Below are 20,839 nucleotides of genomic sequence, written 5' to 3'. Positions count from 1 at the left end.
GCCGGGCACCGACTACCGCTCCGGCCACTGCTACGGCTCAAGGAGAATCCTCGTCCCGCCGTTGCCCTCGATCGCCTGCTCGCTGTACAGCAGCGGGAAGTACTCCCCCGCGCTCCACTTGTCATGCAGGTCGCTGTAGTGCTTGCTGCGCTGATCGCCGGACTGGCCAGGGGCGTTGATGACGCGCGAGTTGTCCCATCCGCCGACGTCGATGGCCATCTTGAAGGTCGCGCCGACGACTTCCGCGTACGGATACTCGGGGTAGTGGAAGTACGAGGCGCAAACCGTGTCGAAGGTCCCGCCTCTCTCGGCGGGTCCCACATTCGGGCCGCCGAGCGGGTGGATGAATACGTGGATGTGCATCGCGCCCCACCGCCACGCGCTTTCGTCGGCGCCGAGTCTGGAGGCGACCTCGGTGTAGGCCTTCGGGAGCGTGCCGAGCAGCAGTTCGTCCCGCTTCCGCGCGCCGTTGGTCCCGAACCAGTCGTCGGGGCGGACGAATGAGTCGTTCAAGAGGCGCAGATCGAGATCGATACTGATGCCCACGAGCTGATCGGCCGCCGGCTCGGGCAGCAGGAGCTGGGCCCACGCGGGATACAGGAACCGCATGACCCACGTCTCGAAAAGGGCCGCTGCGGCCGAGTCCTTATCGGCGACACCGTCATAGCCGGACAGCAGCCGCAGCGCCTTGGCCGTCGTAGGGTCGGTCGACCGCAGATTCTTCACATACGGCAGGAACTGCCGGGCCACTCCCGACTTCACGTCGTTCTGAAGTGCCAGGGTGTCAGCGAGGGAGGTGCGTCGCTGCTGGGAAAGGACCTCGTGGATCCGGTCCTTCCGATAGGCCGACTGCCACTGATATGTCGGCGTCGGATAGCCCGCGGGGAAGTTGTGCTCATTGGCCGACACGAAGAAACCCGCCCGCGGATTATGCGAGGTGGGCAGCTGCGCGTTCTTGTAGAAACCGTCCCATTCGAAACGCCCGTCACCGGGCACCGGAAGCAGTCCGTCATACCCACTGCCCGTGCGCCGGGGAATGAGCGCTCCGGGAACCCAGCCGATGTCGCCCTTGGTGTCGGCGTAGACCAGGTTCGAGCCGGGAGTCTTCCATGTGCTGATGGCCTCGACGAACTCGCGTGAGTCCCCGGCACGCTGGTAATTGAGGCTGCCGAGATACGGCGAGGTGCCTGGTTCCGTCCAGACAGTGCGCACCGCATAGGCCTTGTGGTTCTTTTCGTCAATCTTGACGACCGGGCCGTGTCGGGTGAACGAGAGCTGAGCCCGGCGGGGTTCACCACCGGCCACCGGTATGTGTTCCGTGACCGTGGTCAGCTTCTCCCAGCCCTCGCCGTAGCGGTATCTGCTGTGGTCGTTCGGATCGAGCTCGTAGACGTAGAGATCCGCCTGGTCGGCGGGGAGATTGGTGAGACCGAACGCGACATTGCCGTTGTGCCCCGTGCTGATGCCGGGATTCCACGGTTCTCCGGCACCGATGATGTTCAGTCCGGGAGCGCTGAGATGGGCGATATAGCGGTTGGCGGGCAGGGTGTAGTCCTCCCGGTGCGGATCGCCCGCGAGGATCGGCCGGCCGGTCGCCGTACGCGTCGGCGCCACCGCCCAGGCATTGCTGCCGGTCGCGCTCTCCCGCAGGACGTTCTGCTCGTCCGACATCCTGCGCAAGGTGCCGTTCGCGAACACCATGGGGGATGTGGCCAGGCTGTAGACCTCCAGGACATCGGCGGGAATGAGGCTCAGATCGAGCCCCTCCGGCACCGTTACCGAGTGCTCGGGTTCCAACTTGCGGAAGTAGCCGCTCGCCTTGTTCCCTCCGACGCTCATCAGCCGGGCTCGGGCGACCTGCGAACGGAGGTTGTTCCCGATTCCGTGGGTACGGATGCGCACCACGTCCTCCGGGCTCCAGCGCGCGGGCCGGTAACCCAGCTTCTGGAATTCGGCGGGTAAGGCCTTGGGGTGGTCAGCGAGCCAGTCGAGGTAGCCGTTGATCCCGGCGACGAAACGCGTTGCCGCCTCACGCGCCTCGGGACCGTAACTCGTCCACTCCGCCGCCATGTCACCGCGGTAGAGAAACAACCGCGCGGCCCTGTCCTGTTCGACGTAGGAAGCACCCAGCACCTCGCTGCAACGGCCCAGACCACGCCGCCGCCAGGTGTCGATCTGGAAAAGCCGCTCCCGCGCGACATTGAACCCCTGCGCCTGGAAGAGATCACCGACGTTGTCGGCAAAAATATGCGGCACACCCCAGACATCGACCGTCACCCGCACCGGCCGCTTCAGCCCGGGTACGGCATATCTCTGCCCCTCGTCCTCCTTCCACCGCGTACCCCATGGCTGGGCAACCGCCGTACCACCGGCCGGCAGCGTGCCGGTCAGCGCGGCAGCAGCGCCGACAAACCCGGTACCCAGCAAGGCCCGGCGGGAAGGAGAACGTGACATGGCATTCCTCGAAACGAGTTCGGCGAACGGTCAGTGACCCGAGGCGGCATCACGCGCACGGACATCACACCCCTTCCACCGAGGAGTCGAGGCCAATGCCCCCGCACGGGAAAGCTATCCGGCCCCCAAGCGCCATCACACCCGTAACCTCCCCCTAATCTCCGGGGGGTCGTTCGCAAACCCTAGGGCGAATGACCGAATCAGGACCTCGACGTAACAGCGGCTGAAGGCCCGAAGCACTGCATCATCTGCCGCATGACGGCGACGGGGAGGGTCGGGTGACGGGCCGCCGGCTGTGCGGTGTCGGTGTCCCGTAGCAGCTGGATCAGCACTCGGGCCGGCAGGTGGGGGTGCCGGGCCGCGGCATGACGTATGTGCTCGCGGGGGGCGTCGAGCATCCGCACGGCCGAGGCAGTGGTCAAGCGGGGGTCGGTTGCTGCCCGCGGTCGTACCTCTGGGCCGCTGTCCCGGCTGAATCGCTCCACCACTTCGGGTGCCGATTCCGGGTCATCGAGGGCGAGTTGGCGCATGCGTGGGTTCGGGTCCTCGGTGTAGCGCAGGAGGCCGCGGCGGGGGAAGTTCGGGCGGCCGCGGGGGCGGTCAGGGGTGCTGAGGCTGCCGGTCCACCATCGCCACACCGTGAGCAGCATGTGAGGGGGTGCGTCGTCGCAGGATTCGGCGAGGAAGAGCTGGACGACACGGTCCTCGTCCCGGGCGAGGCGTTCGATGACGTCCGGCGGGAGGTGCTTGGCGCGGGCGACGCTGCGGCGTACGAGGGGGTGGCACGAGGCGGCCAGGCGGCGCATGGCGTCGTACGGTTGCGCCGAGGCCGAAGCCGTGCTGGATGAGAGGGTCAACACCGACTGCCGCAGCGGTAGTTGATTCCGACCCCGGGATCCCGCACAGCTCCAGCGGGACCGCCCCTTCCGGCCCGGGGAACCTTCTCCCTCCTCGACTCGTCAGTCACCACGTGTTTGGACCTTGGAATGACATTGACGAGTTCACCAGCCGGATCGAGAACATCCTCGGTGGCTACCCCACCGGGGACCCGTGGGCGACGATTGAGCTCTGCAAGGGCCAGCTGGAGGCCGATGTGGACAGTGATGCCACGGTCTACTGGGTCCTCGGAGTCGCCGCGGTCGGGCCGTGGATGGAGTGGTGTGACGAGCGGCCGGACCTCGTGCGGCGGGCGGAGGAGGCACTGGAGGGGGCGGTTGCTGTCCTTCGCGAACGCGAGGGCGCCTGTACGCATGACGCCCATCCGTGGGATGGAGGGCCGTTCGGCGTCCCGGACGATCTCACGGCGTTCATGTACGAAATCCAGGAAGCGGACGAGTGGGAGCCCGACCCGGAGGACCCGGACGACGAGGCGCCGTACGGTGCGGACTTCGGCGTACGCATGCGGTGCCCGCGCAATGTGGCCGCGTTCGCAAGGAACCCGGCCGCCCTCCCGGGGATCGCGTCCGGCCTCGACTGACCGGACCGCTATTCGCGAACGGGCCCGGTCGTGTCGGGGTGGGAGGCGGCGGTGGGCTGGAGGGCGGAGGCTGTGGTGATGGCTTCGTCGAGGACCTCGCGGGAGCGGATCAGGTCGGTGATCAGGCGGTCGATGCGGTGGCGTTCCGCGGTGAGTTCGGTGACCAGCCGTGGGGTGGCGATCTCGGACGGGCCGCCGTCCGTATCCCGCATGCAGGGCAGCAGTTGCGCGATCTTCTTGCTGTTCAGCCCTGCGGCGTAGAGCGCCTGGATGCGGATGACCCGGTCGACCGCCCAGTCGCCGTACTGCCGTTGGCCGCCCGGAGTGCGCTCGGACCTCAGCAGGCCCTGAGTCTCGTAGTAGCGCAATGAACGCTCGCTCACCCCGCTGCGCCGGGCCAGTTCGCCGATTCGCATTCCCCACCCCCACATGGCGCTGTCAGACTTGAACCTGACATTGATGTCAACTTCTACCGTACCGGCATGACGCACACACCGGCGATCTCCCGCCTCTTCGAACCTGCCCGCCTGGGCCATCTGCGGCTCCCGAACCGCCTGGTGATGGCGCCGTTGACCCGCAATCGTGCGGACGCCGACGGTGTTCCGCAGCCGATGATGGCCACGTACTACGCACAGCGCGCCTCGGCGGGGCTGATCATCGCGGAGGCTGCCACGCCGAACGCCGTGGGGCAGACCTATCCGAATATCCCCGCGATCCACCACCAGCGGCACGTGGCCGGGTGGCGGCACGTCACCGAGGCGGTGCGGGCCGCGGGTGGCCAGATGTTCCTGCAACTTCAGCACGGCGGACGGGTCGGTCATCCCGACAACAGTGGGCTGCTACCGGTGGCGCCCTCGCCGGTCCCGCTTCCGGAGACGATCCACACTCCTACCGGACGCCAGGATGCCGTGGTGCCACGGGAGATGACCCTCGACGACATCCGGTCCACCGTGGCTGACTTTGCCGCCGCGGCCCGCAACGCCCTCGACGCCGGCTTTGCCGGGGTCGAAGTACATGCCGCCAACGGGCACCTGCTGCACCAGTTCATGGCGCGGGGCACCAATCACCGCACCGACGGCTATGGCGGGTCGGTCGGCGGTCGTATCCGGTTCGCTGTCGAGGTGGCACAGGCGGTCGCCGAGGCCATCGGCCCCGAGCGGGTGGGCCTGCGCATCTCCCCCGGAAACACCGTCAACGGCATCGACGAGGGCGACACCGAAGACCTCTACCCGGCGCTCATCGAGGCGCTGGCGGACACCGGCCTGGCCTATCTGCATCTCGTGTTCGCCGACCCGGACCAGGCACTCTTCCATGAGATCCGCAGGTCCTGGCCCGGCACACTGATCGCCAACCCGGCGTTGGGATGGGGCAGCCCCCTGCCCGCCGACGGTGGCAAGCTCGCGGGCGAGCGGCTGCTGGCCGCGGGGGCCGATCTGATCTCTCTGGGCCGCGCGTTCCTTGCCAACCCCGATCTGGTGGAGCGGCTGCGTATCGGCGCACCGCTCAATCCGGTACGCGACGCGCACATGATGTACGTCGGCGGAGAGACGGGGTACACCGACTATCCCGTGCTGGCTTCGGTCCTCCGGCACCGAGGCGAGACACCCGAATCCGAGACCCCATCCGATGTCGTATCCGCGCCCGCGCCCATGCCCACCCCCGCACCCGCACCCGCACCCGCACCCGCCGGACCGTGATCCTTACGGACCGGCAGGCAGTTCCAGGGATCGGAACCGCCGCCACGGAACGGACCACGCTCCGGCGGCGGCCTCCTCCCCCTCAGCTCAGCTGCGTCGTGGCGTACGCCTCGATGGCGTCGCGCTGATACGCGGCCAGGCCCGGTGCGATCGTCTCGTATGCCGCGTGCCACTGTTCGTTGTCCACGCAGGAACGGCCGATCGCCCGGTACTCCTCGGCAGAGGCGGGCCGGAGTTCGGCCAGCGCCCGGTACTGGGCGTCGATCTCTGCCTGCACCGGGGCGGCGTCGGCCGGTATACCGGCGGCCAGCAGTTCGGCCAGCCGGATCATCTGCGCCGTGCGCTTGCGGTGCCCGGCCTCGATCTCCGCCTCGCTCATCGCCGAGGTGCGCCGCTCGATCTCCGCCGCCAGTTCCGGGAAGGCACGCAGGCTCTCCTCGTACTGGGCTGGCTGGATCCCTTCGAAGAGGTTCTCCGGTCTGTTGATGCCGGTCATGGGGCTGCCGTCCTTCCTGGACTGCTCCAGTTCGGTGATCGTGCGGGAGACGGTGCCGGCCAGGGCGTCCAGCCGGTCGCGCTCGGCGAGCAGCCGGCGGTGGTGGCCGCGCAGGGCCGCCAGCTCGTCGATCTGCGCGGCCAGCACCCGGCCGATCTCGGTCAGCCCCAGGCCCAGTGCCCGCAGTACGAGGATCTGCTGCAACCGCAACAGCTCGCGCTCGTCGTAGTAGCGGTGGCCGCTGGTGCCGATCCGGGCCGGCGGCAGCAGTCCGATCTCGTCGTAATGCCGCAGCGTCCGGGCCGTCACACCCGACATCCGGGCGACCTCCGCAATCGGCCAGGCCATCGCCGCCTCCTCACACGTGTGTCACCGGGCCGCTCTCTGCGGCCTTGGTCAGGACGGTAGAAGCTGCCGCAGGGACAACTTCAAGCCCCGGATTTCACGATGACGGTAACGACCCGGCGTGCGGCGGCCGGACCACCGGTCAGGCGGTCCCGTGCAGCGCCCGTCGTGGGCGGTGCACGGGCACCGCCGGTCGTGGGCAGCCCGCCGAGGCCGCCATCGATCCCGCTCGTGTCGTGGGCAGCCCGCCGAGGCCGCCATCGATCCCGCTCGTGTCGTGGGCGGTCCGCCGGGGCCGCACCGATCGCCCTCGTATCGTGGGCGCGCTTCGTCCGGCCGCTCGGGAGTCAACCGCCGTGCGGAAACTTCCTGTTCGGGGCCGGGCCGCCGCCGGTCAGATGCCTTCCGGGACGCCCCGGGGCGACAGCGCGTGCAGCAGCCCGGTGGCCGGCAGGTCCGGGTGGAGGTAGACGTGTTCGCGGCGCAGCTCGACCGCGGCGGCGAGTCTGCCGAAGGTCCGCGCGGCGGCGTCCGGGTCGCCGGCCAGGTACTCGGCCTGGCCGAGCAGGCCCAGGTGGAGCGGCAGGCGGAAGTGGGTCCGGGAGCGGCTCAGTTCACCGAGGGCCGAGCGCATCTGGGCGAGGCCGTCCGCCGCATGGCCGGCGTGCGTCCGGGCCCAGCCCTCGGGCAGGCTGAGCATCGCCTTCCAGTAGAGCAACCCGTGTTCCTCGGCCAGGCCGGTGCCCTCGGCGCCGGACCGCCAGGCGGTGTCCACGTCGCCCTCCCATGCCGCGATGACCGCGTCCACGTACAGGGCGAAGGCCCGGTCGGAGGGCCGGCTGTCGAACTCCGTCAAAAGCAGCAGCTCGCGGCGGCGCTCGGCGGCGGCGGTGCGGTCGCCGATGAGCCAGTGGGTGAACGCGTCGTAGGAGCGGCACGAGACCCGGGGGTCGTGCTGGAAGGTGCGGGCGAGCGTGAGCGCCTGGTGCGCGAAGCGGTCCGCCGTCGCCACGCCCTCCTCCAGCTTCGCCAGCGCCTCGGGCAGCCGGCCCCGGACGTGCAGGACGATGCCCGAGCCGTAGGCGGCGCCGAGCAGGGCGACCGGATCGCCCGTTCGTCCGCCGATCTCGCGCAGCAGCCCCGAGTACCGCAGGGACCCGTCGTACCGGCCGGTGACCAGCTGCGCCGCGCACAGGGCCCAGAGCACCGAGGGGTCCTCGGGGGCGGCGAGCGCCGTGCCGAGCGCCCGGCCCCGGTTGAGCGCGGCCTCCGCCTCGGCGTCGCCGTAGCCGCGGGTGGTGGCCAGCACCTGGCCGAGCTGGATGTGCAGCCGCTGCTCCAGACGCAGCGTCTCCTGGTCGTCGGGCGGGAGGGTGCCGACCAGGTGCACGGCCCGCCGCAGCCAGATCTCCACCTGCTCGTAGGCGAGTTGGTGTTCGGCGTCCTCGGCCGCGCGCAGCAGGCGGGGCAGCACCCGGTCGGCCGGGAGCTCGGACCGGCCGTGCCAGGAGTGGTGGGCGAGGCGCTCGACCTCCGCTCCCCCGGCCTCGTCTCCGGGGCGCCGGGTGCCCAGCGCCTCGGCGACCCGGGCGTGCAGCCGGTGGCGTCCCTGCCGGTCCAGTTCGTCGGTGAGGGTCTCCCGCACCAGCGCATGCGCGAAGTGCAGGCGGTCGGGGTGGTGCGGGTCCTCGGCCAGCAGTCCCGCCGCGATCGCCGACTCCAGGGCGGCGCTGACGGGCTCGTCGGGGCCGGCCGTGCGCGCCAGGAGGTGGATGTCGACCTCGGTGCCGATGACGGCGCACAGGTGCAGCACGCGGAGGACCGGTTCGGGCAGGGCCGTGAAACGCTGCCGCAGCGCGTCCCGGACCCCGTCCGGCACGCTCGCGAGGAGCACCTCGATGGCCCCCGGCTCGTGCAGCCGGCGCACATCGCCGAGCAGGGTCAGCAGCTGTGTGACGAAGTACGGGTTGCCGCCGCTGCGCTCGTGCAGCACATCGACCACATCGGCGCCGACCCCCGGCCCGGCCTGGGCCTCGACGAGGGAGGCAACGGCCTGCCGGGAGAGGCCGCCCAGCCGCACGGTCTCGGTGCGGGGCCCGCGCAGCACCTCCGAGAGCGCCCGGCGCAGGCACGCGTCGGACTCCATCTCGGGCTGGCGAGTCGTCAGCACGATGCTCAGCGGACGGTCGTGGCGCCGGGTGACGAGCAGTCTGAGCAGATCGAGCGAGGCGGCGTCGGCCCAGTGCAGATCCTCCAGGAGCAGCACCAGCGGGCGGGCGGCGGCCAGTTCCAGCAGCACTTCGCAGACCGCGTCGTGGGTGAGGAAGCGGGCATGGCCCCAGTCGCCGTCGGGCGCCGCTCGCTCCACGGTGCCGGCCGGATGGCGCGGCATCACCGGCGCCACTAACGCTTCGAACGGCGCGCAGGCGGTACGGAAGGCGTCCGGCCGGGTGGCCGACAGCCCGCGCAGGACCTGGGCCCAGAGCCAGTACGGGGGTACGCCCTCCCCCGGGAAGCAGTGGCTCCACACCACGTCGGGAGCGTCGCCGGAGGCGTTCAGGGACGTGGCGAGCTCGGTCAATAAGCGGGTCTTGCCGACACCGGCGGGGCCGAGGACGCAGGCGACATGACCATGTCCGTCGCGGGCCGCGGCGGCGGCCCGGGTCACCAGGCGCAGTTCGCGGGCGCGGCCGGCGAACAGGGACGGCCCCGCGGGCTCCGCCGCTTCGCCGCCCGCACCGGGCGGGGCCGGCCGCTCGGCTTCGTCCGGGGTGGGCGCGGGCGGGGACACCGCCACGGCAGGCCGGACGGCGGGGGGCACGGCCGGTTCGGCTACCGGGCCGTCGTCGAGTTCCTGCCGGAGGATGGCGGTGCGTATCCGCTGGAGTTCGGCCGCGGCGTCGACGCCGAACTCCTCCACGAGATGGCTGCGGGTCCGCTCGTACAGCTCCAGCGCCTCGGCCTGCCTGCCCAGTTGCGACAGGGCCGTCATCAGATGACCGATGAGCCGTTCCCTGGCGGGATGGCGACGCGCCTCCCGCGCCAGCTCGGCCGCCACTTCCTCGGCCGCGCCGAGGGCCAGCCGGGCCTCGGCGCCGGTCTCGACGGCAGTGAGCCGTAACTGTTCGAGCCGGCCGCGCTCGTCCAGGAGCACCGGGTGGGCGGAGAACTCCGTGTACGGGGCGCCCTGCCACAGGGCGAGCGCCTCGGCGATCCGGTCGCGTGCCGCCACCGCGTCCCGCCGCCCCAGCAGCCGGCGTCCCTCCGCCACCAGGCGCTCGAAGCGATGGGCGTCGCTCTGCTCCGGGGCCAGGTCCAGCACGTAGCCGGGCGCGCGGTGGCGCACCAAGGACGGTTCGCCCGGAGCCTTCGTACCGTCCAGCGCCCGGCGCAGGTGGGAGACATGGCTCTGGAGCGCGCCCACCGGCCGGCGGGGCGGCTCGTCCCGCCAGAGTTCCTCGACGAGCACCTCGGTGGGGACGACCCGGCCCAGCCGGACGAGCAGCAGGGCGAGCACGGCCCGGCGGCGGGGCGGCCCGAGCGGCAGTTCCCGCCCCTCGTACCGCGCCGTCATGGGCCCCAGGACGCGAAGGAGAGGACCGGAGGCTTCCGCTGGCTGGTGCGGGCCGGGCAGGGGAGCTGCGGACATCAGGAGCCTCAATCGTTCTCACACGTGCCGGCCACGGTCGCGGCCCGAAAGGGACGGCGTCGTCCCGAAAATGTGATCTTGGCACAGTCGGCGAACTCTATCCAGACGTCGGAATCAGCCACCGGCAAGGTTCCGGCAAGGAGCACACAGCCCCCGGCAAGGGCAGGTCAGCGGCCGGAACAGGATGCCGCAAGGGCGACACCGCAGGATGGGTCCGCGGGACCTCCTGCCGATGACCCCTACCCGAGCGGAAACCTCATGCACGGACAGGGCAACGCCCCACTCGCTCCACCCCCTTGCCCGGTGCCGGATGGGCAGGGAGCGCTCACCCTGCCCCGGGAACTCATCGGCCCCCTCCCGCACTTGCCGGTGGCCGACGAGCAACTGGCGGCGGTGATCTGGTGGTACGCCGAACCGTCCGGCGGCCGGCAGCCGGTGCCGACCGACGACCCCGTCCCGCTTATGACGACGTGCCAGGATCGCCGCCTCCCGGGAGGGGACGCATGACCGGTACGGCATCCCCGTCCGCACCACTGCGCCTCGTGGTGGGCATCACCGGCGCGACCGGCACCCTGCTGGGCGTACGGCTGCTGGAACGGCTGCGGGAGCACGGCGGGGTCGAGGTGCATCTGGTCATGAGCCGCTGGGCCCGCAGCACCCTGGAATGGGAGACCTCTCTCAGCACCCGGGATGTTGCCGCGCTCGCGGACGTCATCCACCCTCCGGAGGACCTGGGCGCGGCCATCTCCTCCGACGCCTTCCCCGTGCACGGCATGGTGGTCATCCCGTGCAGCATGACGACGCTGGCCGTGATCCGCGCCGGCTGTACGGATGGCCTGATCTCCCGCGCGGCCGACATCACGCTCAGGCAGCGCCGCAAGCTGGTGCTCGTGCCCCGGAAGACGCCGTTGAACGACGTCCACCTGGAGAACATGCTGGCGCTCTCCCGGAGGGGTGCGGTCATCCAGCCGCCGATGCCGGCCTTCTCCCAGCGTCCGGAGACCGTCGACGATCTCGTCGGCCACACGGTGGACGGGGTGCTCGATCAGTTCGGCCTCGAAGCGCCCGGGGCCCGCCGCAGGCGCGGCCTGCGTGCGGCACCCGAGGCGGCGTCCTTCCGGTAAACGGTGCCGCGGTCAGCGGGGCATTCCTCCGCCGCCCCCGGGCAAGGAGGGAATGTAGTGGTCGATCACACCCGCGTGCTGGTTGGCCCGGCCGGCCAGGTGCGAGTCGGGGTGGTCGAGTCGCGGCCGGCGCCCGTGCAACAGGAAAGACGTGGCACGGGAGGCCAGCCGATTGAGGGTGGCTTTCATCGGTCCTCCGTTCGAAGTGGTCCGGTACCGCGAGCATACGAAACGCCGGCCCTGTGCAGGGGAAGTCTCAGCCAGATCTGAGCATCCGGTTTCGCCCTGGTCACCAACGGCGTCTACAGGAGGCTCTGTTGGGGTCGTGCACGGCACCTTCGGGAACAAAACGAATGGTGCCGGGCGCCTACGGCGAGGAACATGGGCGCCATGGCCAAGGAGATCCGACGGCAGCTGCAAGAGGCCGCCGAGAAGCATCAGTTCACGCGTCTCGTGCGCGCCCTTCCGGACAGTGACGAGCTCGAGGGTTTCGTGATCGAGGTGACCCCCGCATGGACGCTGATCGCGGAGTGCGGCCGCCTCGCCCTGGACGGTTTCGTGGCGCTCCGAACCCGCGACATCGTGCAGGTCCGACGCCGGGGCTCCCACGATCTGACGGTGCGCTGGCTACAGCGGCACGGCCCCTGGCCGCCCCCGGAGCCGCGTGGTGAACTCTCGCTGACGGACGTCCGGTCCCTGGTGGAGTCGGTGAACAGGCACTACCACCTGATATCCGTCTTCGAAGAGGACCTGAACCCCGGCGCGGTGTACATCGGCGCACCAGTACGCACGGGAAAGAAACGGCTCAAGCTGCTCGAGGTCAACCCGAGAGCCCGCTGGGCCGCCACACCGTCGTCCTTCCGCTACGACGACATCACCCGCATCGACTTCGACGACCGGTACAACACGGTCCTGCACGCCTTGGCCGGACCGCCGCCGGGCGCGTAGCGAGCCGACCGGCGGCCATGACGCGTCAGGTCGGCGGGGAGGCGCTACGCGCGGCCCGCGGCCAGGTCCATCAGGCGGGCCAGTACCCGGCCGCCGGAGGTGGTGACGCCGTCGTGCTCCCACTCGTTGGTGACCCAGACGCGGGTGGCGCCGACCTCGCGGGCGGTGCGCAGGGAAAGTTCCGCGTCGACGTACATGTCGTCGTGGTAGACGATCGCGGCGAGCGGGACCTGGTTGGCGGCGAGGCGCCGGGGGTCGTACAGCTCCGGCCATTCGGGGCGTGCGGCCAGCAGGTCAGCGGCGTCCGCGAAAGGCCGCAGGCCGGTGATCTCCCGGAACATCCAGGGGTAGATCATTTCTCCGGTGAGGAGGAGGGGGTCTGCCTCCTCGGTGAATTCGGCGAAGCCGTCGAGTGCCCGGGCGGCTGCCCAGCCCGTCGGGCCGGCGCCCTGCCCGTAGAGCGTCTCCTGCAGCACGGCGTACAGCGGATTGTCGGTGAAGCCGGTCAGGTTGCGCACCTGGTGGAGGAAGGTGTCGGTCAACTCGCCGTCGGTGTCGAGGGATTCGTCGAGCAGCCAGTGGAGTCGTTCGAAACCGTCGCCCATGCCGAGGGCGAGGCCGAGGGTGCGCAGTCGGCGGGTGGTGAGGAGGTCCCCGTCGGGCAGCCGGACCTCGGTGGCCGTGAGGAGATCGGAGATCTGGCGGAGGCGGCGGGCGTCGTCCGGGTAGCGGGCGTAGAAGTCGAGGACGCGGTCCCGCACCCGTGGGTAGGTGCGGGCGTAGACCTCGTCGGCGGTGGCGGTGAGACCGGGCAGACCGCCGGTCACGTAGCAGGCCCGCAGGCCCTCGGGGGCGCGGGAGAGGTAGGTGAGGGTGAGGAAGCCGCCGTAGCTCTGACCGAGGGTCTCCCAGGGTTCGTCCCGGCAGAGTTGGCGGCGGATCAGTTCGGCGTCGGCGACGATCGAGTCGGCGCGGAAGTGGCCCAGATATGCCGCGAGTTGGGCGGGCGAGGTGAAGCGGGCGGCGGCTCGGGCGGTGACCGGGGTGGAACGGCCGGTTCCACGCTGGTCGAGCAGGAGCACCCGGTGGGTCTGGAGTGCGTGGTCCAGCCAGCCGGGTGAGCCGGCCGACGGGCGGGGGGATTTGCCGCCCGGACCGCCTTGCAGAAACAGCAGCCAGGGCAGCCGCTCGTCCGCGCGGGCCGGGTCGACGACCTCGCGGGCGAAGACCTGTATGTGTTCCCCGTTGGGGGCGGAGTGGTCCAGGGGGACGGTGAAGACGTGGTCGACGGTGGTGTAGGCGGGGTTCATGGGTCCCTTCCACGGCCCGGGGGGCATCATGAAGTGTGGCACTGCGTGGACCGGCGGCAGGGCGGGCGGCATCGCTATCCGCAGTGGGACAGCGCCCGCTGCCGCCGGCCGGCTACGTGCCGGATTTCGCCGCGGTCCCGCTTCTGGCCCAGAGCGAGCGGACATGGCCCAGGTGCTTGGCCATGCACTTCTCGGCGGCCTTCGCCTCGCCCGCCAGCATCAGGTCGAGGAGTTCGAGGTGTTCCTCGGCCGACGGGATCAGCTCGCCTCGCTCGTCCAGGGCGGTGAGCCCGTAGAGCCGTGAGCGCTTGCGCAGGTCACCGACGGTCTCGACGAGGCGGTCATTGCCGCTGAGGCCGAGCAGGTCGAGGTGGAACTGCCGGTCGGCCTCCAGGTAGCCGATGAGGTCGTGGTCGCGCGCGGCGCGCACGATCTCCTCGGCGACCGGCCGCAGCGCCTCCAGGTCCGCACGGGCGGCAGATCGGGTGATCCGGCCGATCATGGGAATCTCGATGAGGGCACGGATCTCGGTGTACTGGTCGAGGTCGCGTTCATTGACTTCGGTGACCCGGAAGCCCTTGTTGCGGACGGGCTCGACCAGGCCTTCGCGCGCCAGGTCGAGCATCGCCTCGCGCACGGGGGTGGCCGAGATGCCGAAGTCCTCGGCCAGGACCGGCGCCGAGTACACCTCCCCCGGCCGCAGTTCACCGGAGATCAGGGCCGCTCGCAGGGCATGGGCGACCTGGTCGCGCAGCCGCTCCCGGGTGGCGTTGAGATCGCGGTGCTTCAGGTGCCCCATAGCGGTGGTGATCCCTTCCTGGCGGAGCGGATCACCAGCATACAATTTCACATTGTTCCCACGGTGGAGAGGGTGTACGTACGGCTGGAGGTGTAGAACTCCAGGGCGGCGCGGCCCTGTTCCCGGGGTCCGTGGCCGGATTCCTTGGCGCCGCCGAACGGCAGATGGAAGTCGACCCCGGTGGACGGGGCGTTGACTCTGATCATTCCGGTGTCGAGCTGGTCGAGCCCGTGCAGGACCGGGTCCAGACCGGCCGAGTGGACCGAGGTGACCAGGCCGTACGGGACCGAGTTGGTGATCCGGACCGCATGGGCCAGATCGTCGGCGGGCAGCAGCGCCGCGACCGGCCCGAAGACCTCTTCGCGCAGCAGCTGGTGGCCCGGGGGCACCTGCTCGACCAGCGTGGGGGCCGCGTACCAGCCGGGGAGGCCGGGCGCGGTTCCGCCCGCGAGGACCGAGAGGCCGTCCCGGGCGCGGGTGACCCGGTCGCGGGCCTGCTCGTTGATGAGCGGCCCGCACACGGTGGCGGGGTCGGCCGGGTCACCGACCGGCAGCGCACGCAGGGCTTCCACGAGCGCCTCCCGCAGGGGGCCGAGGGCCGGTCCGACCGCGATCACGCGACGGGTGGCGGTGCACTTCTGGCCCGCGTATCCGGCGATCGCGGCGGCGATATGGCGCGCGGCCTGCTCGATGTCCGCGTCCGGGAGGACCAGGGCCGCGTTCAGACCGCCCATCTCGGCCTGGACCGGGACGCCCCGGGCCGTGGCGGCCTGCACGACCGACCGGCCGACGGTCGTCGAGCCGGTGAACGAGACGATATCGGCGACGGAGACGAGCGCGTTGCCCTCGGTCGCTCCGCCGGGCAGCACCGTGCACACCCCGGCCGGCAGGGCCTGCTCGATGAGGGAGGCGAGGCGCCGGGCGCAGGCCGTCGCCTCGGGGGCGGGCTTGAGGACCACCGCGTTGCCCGCGGCGAGTGCCGGGGCCGCCTTCCAGCTCGGAATGGCGAACGGGAAGTTCCAGGGGGTGAGGAGGCCGGCGACCCCGTACGGACGGCGGCGGGTCAGCAGCAGTCCCGGGCCGGCGGCGGTTTCGTGCACGGCGCCGAGGGGTTCGTAGGGGGCCTGGGCGTAGTAGCGCCAGATCGCGACGCTTCGGGCGACCTCGGCGCGCGCCTCGGTGAGCGATTTGCCGACTTCGCGTACGGCGAGGGCGGCCAGTTCGTCCGCGGCGGCCTCCAGGGCGGTGGCGACCGCGCCCAGGGCGGCCGAGCGGGCGGCGGCACCGCCGGCCAGCCAGCCGGGCTGGGCCGCGCGGGCCCGCTCGACGGCATCCGCCGCGGCGAAGGCTCCGGGGGCCGGAACCGACACCAGCACATCGGATGGATCGGCCGGATTGCGGGAGGTGACGGTGGAGACGGTGGTGGTCACAGGAGGAAGCCTCCGGGGAAGGGGTCGTCCGGGTCGAGGAAGTACTGGGCGGTGCCGGTGATCCAGGCGCGGCCGGTGACGGTCGGCACCACGGCGGGCCGTCCGCCGACCTCGGTTTCGGCGACCAGGCGGCCGGTGAAGCGGGTGCCGATGAAGGACTCGTTGACGAAGTCCCGGTCCAGGGGCAGTTCGCCGCGGGCGTGCAGCTGCGCCATCCGCGCCGAGGTGCCGGTGCCGCAGGGCGAGCGGTCGAACCAGCCCGGGTGGATCGCCATCGCATGCCGCGAGTGATGGGCGTCCGAGCCGGGGGCGGCCAGGTAGACATGCTTGACCCCGGCGATCTCCGGCTGCTCGGGGTGGACCGGCCGGTCCGGCGAGGCGTTGATCGCCGTCATGACGGCCAGTCCGGCGGCCAGCAGATCGTCCTTGCGGGCCCGGTCGAACGGCAGCCCCAGCGCGTCGAGTTCGACGAAGGCGTAGAAGTTGCCGCCGAAGGCGAGGTCGTAGGTGACCCTCCCGTATCCCGGGACCTCCACGGTGCGGTCCAGACCGGCGCAGAAGGCGGGCACATTGGTGAGGGTGACCGACTTCGCCACCCCGTCCGCCACATGGACGTCGACGGCGACCAGACCGGCCGGGGTGTCGAGCCGCACCGGGGTGACCGGCTCGGTCACCGGCACCATGCCCGACTCGACGAGGACGGTGGCGACCCCGATGGTGCCGTGCCCGCACATCGGCAGCAGGCCGGAGACCTCGATGTAGAGGACGCCGTAGTCGGCGTCGGCACGGGTGGGCGGCTGGAGGATGGCGCCGCTCATGGCGGAGTGCCCGCGCGGCTCGTACATCAGGAGCGTCCGGAGATGGTCGAGGTGCTCGATGAAGTGGAGTCTGCGCTCGGCCATGGTGGCGCCGGGGAGCACCCCGACGCCACCGGTGATCACCCGCGTGGGCATGCCCTCGGTGTGCGAGTCGACGGCGTGGAAGACATGACGCGTACGCACCATGAGTCCTTTCGAAGCGGCACGGATGCGGTCAGTGGTGACGCATGCGGTCAGTGATGATGGATGCGGTCAGTGGTGTCCGGTGGCCACGGCCTTCTCGGTGGCGGCCCGGACTTCGGCCTCGATCTCCCCCGTGAGCGGGGAGCGCGGCGGACGGGCGGGGCCACCGTGGCGGCCGACGAGGTCCATGGACAGCTTGATGCACTGGACGAACTCCGTCTTCGAGTCCCAGCGCAGCAGCGGGTGCAGGGACTTGTAGAGCGGCAGGGCGGTGTCCAGGTCACCGGCGACTGCGGCGTGGTAGAGCGCGGCGCAGGTGGCGGGGAAGGCGTTGGGGTAGCCCGCGACCCAGCCGACCGCACCGGCCACGGCGAGTTCGAGCAGGACATCGTCCGCGCCGATCAACAGGTCGAGTTCCGGGGCGAGTTCGGCGATCTCGTAGGCACGGCGCACATCGCCGGAGAATTCCTTGACCGCGACGATGCTGCCGTCCTGGTGCAGCCGGGCCAGCAGCCCGGGTGTCAGATCCACCTTGGTGTCGAGGGGGTTGTTGTACGCGACGACCGGCACCCCCGCCTTGGCGGCCTCGGCGTAGTGGGCGCGGACGGCCCGTTCGTCGGCGCGGTAGGCGTTCGGGGGCAGCAGCAGGACCGAGCCGCAGCCCGCCTCGCCCGCCTGCTCCGCCCAGCGCCGGGACTCGGCGCTGCCGTAAGCGGCGACGCCGGGCATGACCCGCGCGCCGTCGCCCGCCGCTTCGACCGCGGTCCGCACCACACGGGCCCGCTCCTCGTCGGTGAGGGTCTGGTATTCGCCGAGCGAGCCGTTCGGTACGACGCCGTCGCAGCCCTGCTCGATCAGCCAACGGACGTGCTGGGCATAGGCGTCGTGGTCGACGGACAGATCGTCGCGCAGCGGCAGTGCCGTGGCGACCATGATTCCGCGCCAGGGGCGGGTGCTGTTCCAGGTGAGGGCGGTCATGCCGGTGAACCCTTCTATAGCGTGTGACATTTTATTGAGTCGTCCGTGGCCGCCACAAGGGACGGCCGGCGGTCAGTCGTCGACGGCCGGGACGGTGTCCGGCCGGCTTCCGGTGGAGTCGTCGGACGAGGCGAGGGCGGAGAGCGGAACGGGCACCGCGAACGGGCGGCGCTCGGCGGGTGGTTCCGCCTCCCCATCGCCTGCCGCGAGGCACGCCGCTGCCGTCCCGCACATCCGCCCCTGGCACCAGCCCATACCGGCCCGGGTGAGGAGTTTGACGGTGCGGGCGTCACGGGCGCCGAGGCCGGTGACGGCCTCACGGATCGTTCCGGCGGTCACTTCCTCGCAGCGGCAGACCTCCGTGTCGTCGGTCAGCCAGCCCGTCCAGCCCGCCGCCGGTGCGTGGCTGGCGGCCATCGCCTCGGCGAAGGCACGCATCCGGTCCCGCCGACGCCGCAGCGCCCGTACGCGCCCTTCGTCGGCGGGGCGCCCGTGGAGCCGGGCGGCTGCCGCGAGCCCGGCCAGTTCCCCTTCCGTGCGGGCGAGCGGGGCGCCGCCCACTCCCCCGGTCTCCCCCGCCGCCCACAGCCCGCGTACGGAGGTTTCCTGAAGGGCGTCCAGGGCCAGGGCCGAGGTCCCGTCCGCGGTGCGGCGGGTGGCGCAGCCGAGTGCGGTGGCCAGTTCGATCTGCGGGACCAGGCCGTGTCCCACTGCGAGGGCGTCGCAGGCGATCCGCCGGCCCGTCCCCCGTACGGGCCGCCAGTCGCGGTCGAGCCGGGTGACGGTGACGGCCGCCACCCGGTCGGTGCCGTGCACCTCGGTGACCGCGCTGCGGGTGCGCAGCCGGACCCGGTGCCGCAGCAGGGCGGCCCCGTGGACCGCCGCCTCGGCGAGCTTGCGCGGATTGGCGGCGAGCGCACCGGGGTGTCGTGCGTACCCCAGATAGCCGGACGCCTCGATCACGGCGGGGACCTGCGCACCGGCGGCGGCCAGCGACGAGGCGACCGCGAGCAGCAGGGGGCCGCTGCCCGCCACAACGATCCGCTTACCGGGCAGCACCAGACCGGACTTGAGCATGGCCTGTGCTCCCCCGGCGCCCACGACCCCCGGTACGGTCCAGCCGGGAAAGGGGAGTTGGCGTTCGTAGGCACCGGTCGCGAGCAGGATCGTACGGGCCCGCACCCGGACCGATTGCTCCCCGGTGCCGTCGGGCCCGGTGACGGCGTGCACCGCCCACAGGTCGCCGTCCTCCTTCGTGACGGCCCAGACGTGGTGCCCGGACAGATGGCGGATGTCGCTCCGCTCCAGGCGCCGGCGCAGCGCGGCGAAGGCCGCCCAGTCATGGTGCAGTGCCTCGGGCCGGGCCGCGCCGGCGGCCGGTGCCGGATGCCGGTAGAACTGCCCGCCGGGCTGCGGTGCGGCATCCAACAGGGCCACGGACAGGCCGAGTTCGGCTGCCGTGACGGCACCGGCGAGACCGGCGGCGCCCGCGCCGAGCACCGCGAGGTCGTACGGTTCAGACGCCGATGCGGGCATGGCCGTGTCCCTCCTGGGTGGTGATCGCGTCGCCGGGGCTTGCGGGCACCAGACAGGCCCGGCGGTTGGGCTCCCCGTTGATGGTGGCGAGGCAGTCGTAGCACTGCCCGATGCCGCAGAAGGCTCCCCGCGGGCGGCCGGTGGTGCGAGTGGTGCGCCAGGCGAGGATGCCGGCGGACCACAGGGCCGCGGCGACGGACTGGCCGGGCAGGGCGGGGACCGGACGGCCGTCCATGGTGATCTCGAACGACGCGCCGGGGTTCGCCCCTGCCAGTGCGGCGGGGGTACGGGCCACTGCGGGCCTCCTCTCGTAGGGACGGGTCAGACAGCGGCTTCGAAACGGGCGGGGTGGAACGGGCCTGGGTCCAGGGGCGGTTCGCCCCCGCTCAGGGACCGCGCGATGAGCAGCCCGGTGGCCGGGGCGAGGCCGATCCCCGCGCCTTCGTGACCGCAGGCGTGCAGCAGACCGGGCACCCGCGGATCGGGGCCGATGGCCGGCAGATGGTCGGGCAGGTACGGGCGGAACCCCACATACGTCCGCATCGCGCGGACCCCGGCGAGGACCGGGAAGAGTGCGGTGGCCTGGGCCGCCAGGCGGCGCAGCACCTCGGTCGACAGCGTCCGGTCGAAGCCGACCCGTTCCCGGCTGGCGCCGATCAGGACGGGCCCGGCCGCGGTGCCCTCGACCACCGCCGAGGTCTGGAGCGCCGCCGAGCCACTGGCGACGTCGGCCACATAGTCGGCCGCGTACACCTTGCGCCGCACCACCCGCGGCAGCGGTTCCGTGACGAGCACGAAGCCGCGGCGCGGCAGCACCGGGAGTGCGACGCCCGCGAGCCGCGCGAACTCGCCGCCCCAGGTGCCGGCCGCATTGACCACGTACGGGGCGGACACCTCGCCGGCGGCCGTACGCACCCCCCGCACCGCTCCGTCCGCCGTGGTCAGCAGGCCGGTGACTTCCTCACCCAGCCGCAGGCACACCCGCTCACCGCCCGCGCGCAGCAGATGGGCGGCGGCCAGGGCCGGCATCACCTGAGCGTCCTGCGGATAGTGAAAGCCCCCTGCCAGGCCGGGAGTCAGATGCGGTTCCAGCTCCCGCAACCGGTCCGCGGGGATCTCGTCCGCCCGCACACCGGCCGTGCGCTGTCCGGCCGCGAAGTCGCGCAGGGCCCGCATCCCGCTCTCGTCGGCGGCGACCACGAGGCCGCCCTTGGGCTCGTACTCGATCTGCGGCGGGAGCAGTTCGGCCAGCTCCTGCCACAACCCGGTGGACAGCAGCGCGAGATCGAGTTCGGGGCCGGGCTCCTTGTCGGAGACCAGGAGGTTGCCCTCACCGGCGCCCGTGGTGCCGCCCGCGACGGGGCCGCGGTCGAGCACGGTGACGGAGAGGCCGGCGCGGGCCGCGTAGTAGGCACAGGCCGCGCCGACCACGCCCGCTCCGACGACGATGACATCCGGGCTTCTTCTCAAGAGCACGTCAGTAATATTTCACATTGCACTGACGCTGCCAAGGGTGCCGCGTGATCCGGTCGCCACTCCCCCGCGCCGAAGCCCGTCGTCGCGTCCGGATTCTTCACCACTCCCCGGGCGCGGGT

At 71.5% G+C, this 20,839-nt stretch carries 17 protein-coding genes; 4 read left to right on the top strand and 13 right to left on the bottom strand.

Translation table 11 applies throughout. The features are described 5' to 3' along the window. Window positions 1–30 precede the first annotated feature (30 nt). Together CP981_RS36950 and CP981_RS36945 are read right to left on the bottom strand one after the other, a co-directional pair. Complete coding sequence (locus CP981_RS36950; protein WP_085926403.1) at window positions 31–2,454, bottom strand: penicillin acylase family protein; 2,424 nt, start codon at window positions 2,452–2,454, stop codon at window positions 31–33. A gap of 200 nt (window positions 2,455–2,654) precedes the next feature. Further along, a complete protein-coding gene (locus CP981_RS36945; protein WP_107429555.1) occupies window positions 2,655–3,260 on the bottom strand; it encodes a hypothetical protein in 606 nt (201 codons plus the stop codon). Window positions 3,261–3,424: 164 nt separating this feature from the next. Here CP981_RS36945 and CP981_RS36940 point away from each other — a divergent pair, with 164 nt between their 5' ends. Then, entirely contained in the window at window positions 3,425–3,931 is a 507-nt protein-coding gene (locus tag CP981_RS36940; RefSeq protein ID WP_085926404.1) for a hypothetical protein, read from the top strand. A gap of 8 nt (window positions 3,932–3,939) precedes the next feature. On the opposite strand, the gene CP981_RS36935 is transcribed toward CP981_RS36940, so the two are convergent. Then, the gene (locus CP981_RS36935) at window positions 3,940–4,347 is read right to left on the bottom strand and encodes a MerR family transcriptional regulator (protein ID WP_085926405.1); all 408 of its coding nucleotides are present in this window, start codon (window positions 4,345–4,347) and stop codon (window positions 3,940–3,942) included. A 66-nt stretch (window positions 4,348–4,413) separates the two neighbouring features. Here CP981_RS36935 and CP981_RS36930 point away from each other — a divergent pair, with 66 nt between their 5' ends. After that, window positions 4,414–5,628, top strand: a complete 1,215-nt coding sequence (locus tag CP981_RS36930; protein ID WP_085926406.1) for an alkene reductase — start codon at window positions 4,414–4,416, stop codon at window positions 5,626–5,628. 82 nt (window positions 5,629–5,710) lie between these two features. On the opposite strand, the gene CP981_RS36925 is transcribed toward CP981_RS36930, so the two are convergent. Then, entirely contained in the window at window positions 5,711–6,472 is a 762-nt protein-coding gene (locus CP981_RS36925) for a MerR family transcriptional regulator (RefSeq protein ID WP_085926407.1), read from the bottom strand. 391 nt (window positions 6,473–6,863) lie between these two features. Further along, window positions 6,864–10,043, bottom strand: coding sequence for an ATP-binding protein (locus CP981_RS36920; protein ID WP_085926408.1), 3,180 nt, complete (start codon window positions 10,041–10,043; stop codon window positions 6,864–6,866). A 608-nt stretch (window positions 10,044–10,651) separates the two neighbouring features. Between CP981_RS36920 and CP981_RS36915 the strand changes: the two genes are divergently transcribed. Continuing rightward, window positions 10,652–11,242: a UbiX family flavin prenyltransferase gene (locus tag CP981_RS36915; RefSeq protein ID WP_085926427.1), complete on the top strand. Its 591-nt coding sequence runs from the start codon at window positions 10,652–10,654 to the stop codon at window positions 11,240–11,242. A 390-nt stretch (window positions 11,243–11,632) separates the two neighbouring features. Then, window positions 11,633–12,190: a hypothetical protein gene (locus tag CP981_RS36910; protein ID WP_085926409.1), complete on the top strand. Its 558-nt coding sequence runs from the start codon at window positions 11,633–11,635 to the stop codon at window positions 12,188–12,190. A gap of 44 nt (window positions 12,191–12,234) precedes the next feature. Here CP981_RS36910 and CP981_RS36905 read toward each other — a convergent pair whose 3' ends face one another. The 8 genes from CP981_RS36905 to CP981_RS36870 form a co-directional block, all read right to left on the bottom strand. Further along, window positions 12,235–13,500 (bottom strand): alpha/beta fold hydrolase, encoded by a 1,266-nt coding sequence (locus CP981_RS36905; RefSeq protein WP_085926410.1) that lies wholly within the window; start codon window positions 13,498–13,500, stop codon window positions 12,235–12,237. A 112-nt stretch (window positions 13,501–13,612) separates the two neighbouring features. Beyond that, window positions 13,613–14,299, bottom strand: coding sequence for a GntR family transcriptional regulator (locus tag CP981_RS36900; protein WP_085926411.1), 687 nt, complete (start codon window positions 14,297–14,299; stop codon window positions 13,613–13,615). A 47-nt stretch (window positions 14,300–14,346) separates the two neighbouring features. Further along, a complete protein-coding gene (locus CP981_RS36895; protein WP_085926412.1) occupies window positions 14,347–15,729 on the bottom strand; it encodes an aldehyde dehydrogenase family protein in 1,383 nt (460 codons plus the stop codon). After that, a complete protein-coding gene (locus CP981_RS36890) occupies window positions 15,726–16,730 on the bottom strand; it encodes a proline racemase family protein (RefSeq protein ID WP_085926428.1) in 1,005 nt (334 codons plus the stop codon). The genes CP981_RS36895 and CP981_RS36890 overlap by 4 nt, the downstream gene beginning before the upstream one ends. Before the next feature lie 69 nt (window positions 16,731–16,799). Continuing rightward, entirely contained in the window at window positions 16,800–17,708 is a 909-nt protein-coding gene (locus CP981_RS36885) for a dihydrodipicolinate synthase family protein (RefSeq protein WP_085926413.1), read from the bottom strand. 72 nt (window positions 17,709–17,780) lie between these two features. After that, a complete protein-coding gene (locus CP981_RS36880) occupies window positions 17,781–19,244 on the bottom strand; it encodes an FAD/NAD(P)-dependent oxidoreductase (RefSeq protein ID WP_085926414.1) in 1,464 nt (487 codons plus the stop codon). Further along, window positions 19,225–19,539, bottom strand: a complete 315-nt coding sequence (locus CP981_RS36875) for a (2Fe-2S)-binding protein (RefSeq protein WP_085926415.1) — start codon at window positions 19,537–19,539, stop codon at window positions 19,225–19,227. The genes CP981_RS36880 and CP981_RS36875 overlap by 20 nt, the downstream gene beginning before the upstream one ends. A 26-nt stretch (window positions 19,540–19,565) precedes the next feature. Then, complete coding sequence (locus CP981_RS36870; RefSeq protein ID WP_085926416.1) at window positions 19,566–20,720, bottom strand: NAD(P)/FAD-dependent oxidoreductase; 1,155 nt, start codon at window positions 20,718–20,720, stop codon at window positions 19,566–19,568. Window positions 20,721–20,839 lie beyond the last annotated feature (119 nt).

This window comes from Streptomyces platensis (assembly GCF_008704855.1).
Lineage (GTDB): Bacteria > Actinomycetota > Actinomycetes > Streptomycetales > Streptomycetaceae > Streptomyces > Streptomyces platensis.
Note: the sequence above shows the minus strand (reverse complement) of the source record. Positions and strands in the feature narration are given on the sequence as shown.

Bases quoted from the DNA above. Each gene is read 5' to 3' on its own strand.
- CP981_RS36950 (WP_085926403.1), bottom strand. From the start codon at position 2,454: ATGTCACGTTCTCCTTCCCGCCGGGCCTTGCTGGGTACCGGGTTTGTC.
- CP981_RS36945 (WP_107429555.1), bottom strand. From the start codon at position 3,260: ATGCGCCGCCTGGCCGCCTCGTGCCACCCCCTCGTACGCCGCAGCGTC.
- CP981_RS36935 (WP_085926405.1), bottom strand. From the start codon at position 4,347: ATGCGAATCGGCGAACTGGCCCGGCGCAGCGGGGTGAGCGAGCGTTCA.
- CP981_RS36930 (WP_085926406.1), top strand. From the start codon at position 4,414: ATGACGCACACACCGGCGATCTCCCGCCTCTTCGAACCTGCCCGCCTG.
- CP981_RS36925 (WP_085926407.1), bottom strand. From the start codon at position 6,472: ATGGCCTGGCCGATTGCGGAGGTCGCCCGGATGTCGGGTGTGACGGCC.
- CP981_RS36920 (WP_085926408.1), bottom strand. From the start codon at position 10,043: ATGACGGCGCGGTACGAGGGGCGGGAACTGCCGCTCGGGCCGCCCCGC.
- CP981_RS36910 (WP_085926409.1), top strand. From the start codon at position 11,633: ATGGCCAAGGAGATCCGACGGCAGCTGCAAGAGGCCGCCGAGAAGCAT.
- CP981_RS36905 (WP_085926410.1), bottom strand. From the start codon at position 13,500: ATGAACCCCGCCTACACCACCGTCGACCACGTCTTCACCGTCCCCCTG.
- CP981_RS36900 (WP_085926411.1), bottom strand. From the start codon at position 14,299: ATGGGGCACCTGAAGCACCGCGATCTCAACGCCACCCGGGAGCGGCTG.
- CP981_RS36885 (WP_085926413.1), bottom strand. From the start codon at position 17,708: ATGACCGCCCTCACCTGGAACAGCACCCGCCCCTGGCGCGGAATCATG.
- CP981_RS36880 (WP_085926414.1), bottom strand. From the start codon at position 19,244: ATGCCCGCATCGGCGTCTGAACCGTACGACCTCGCGGTGCTCGGCGCG.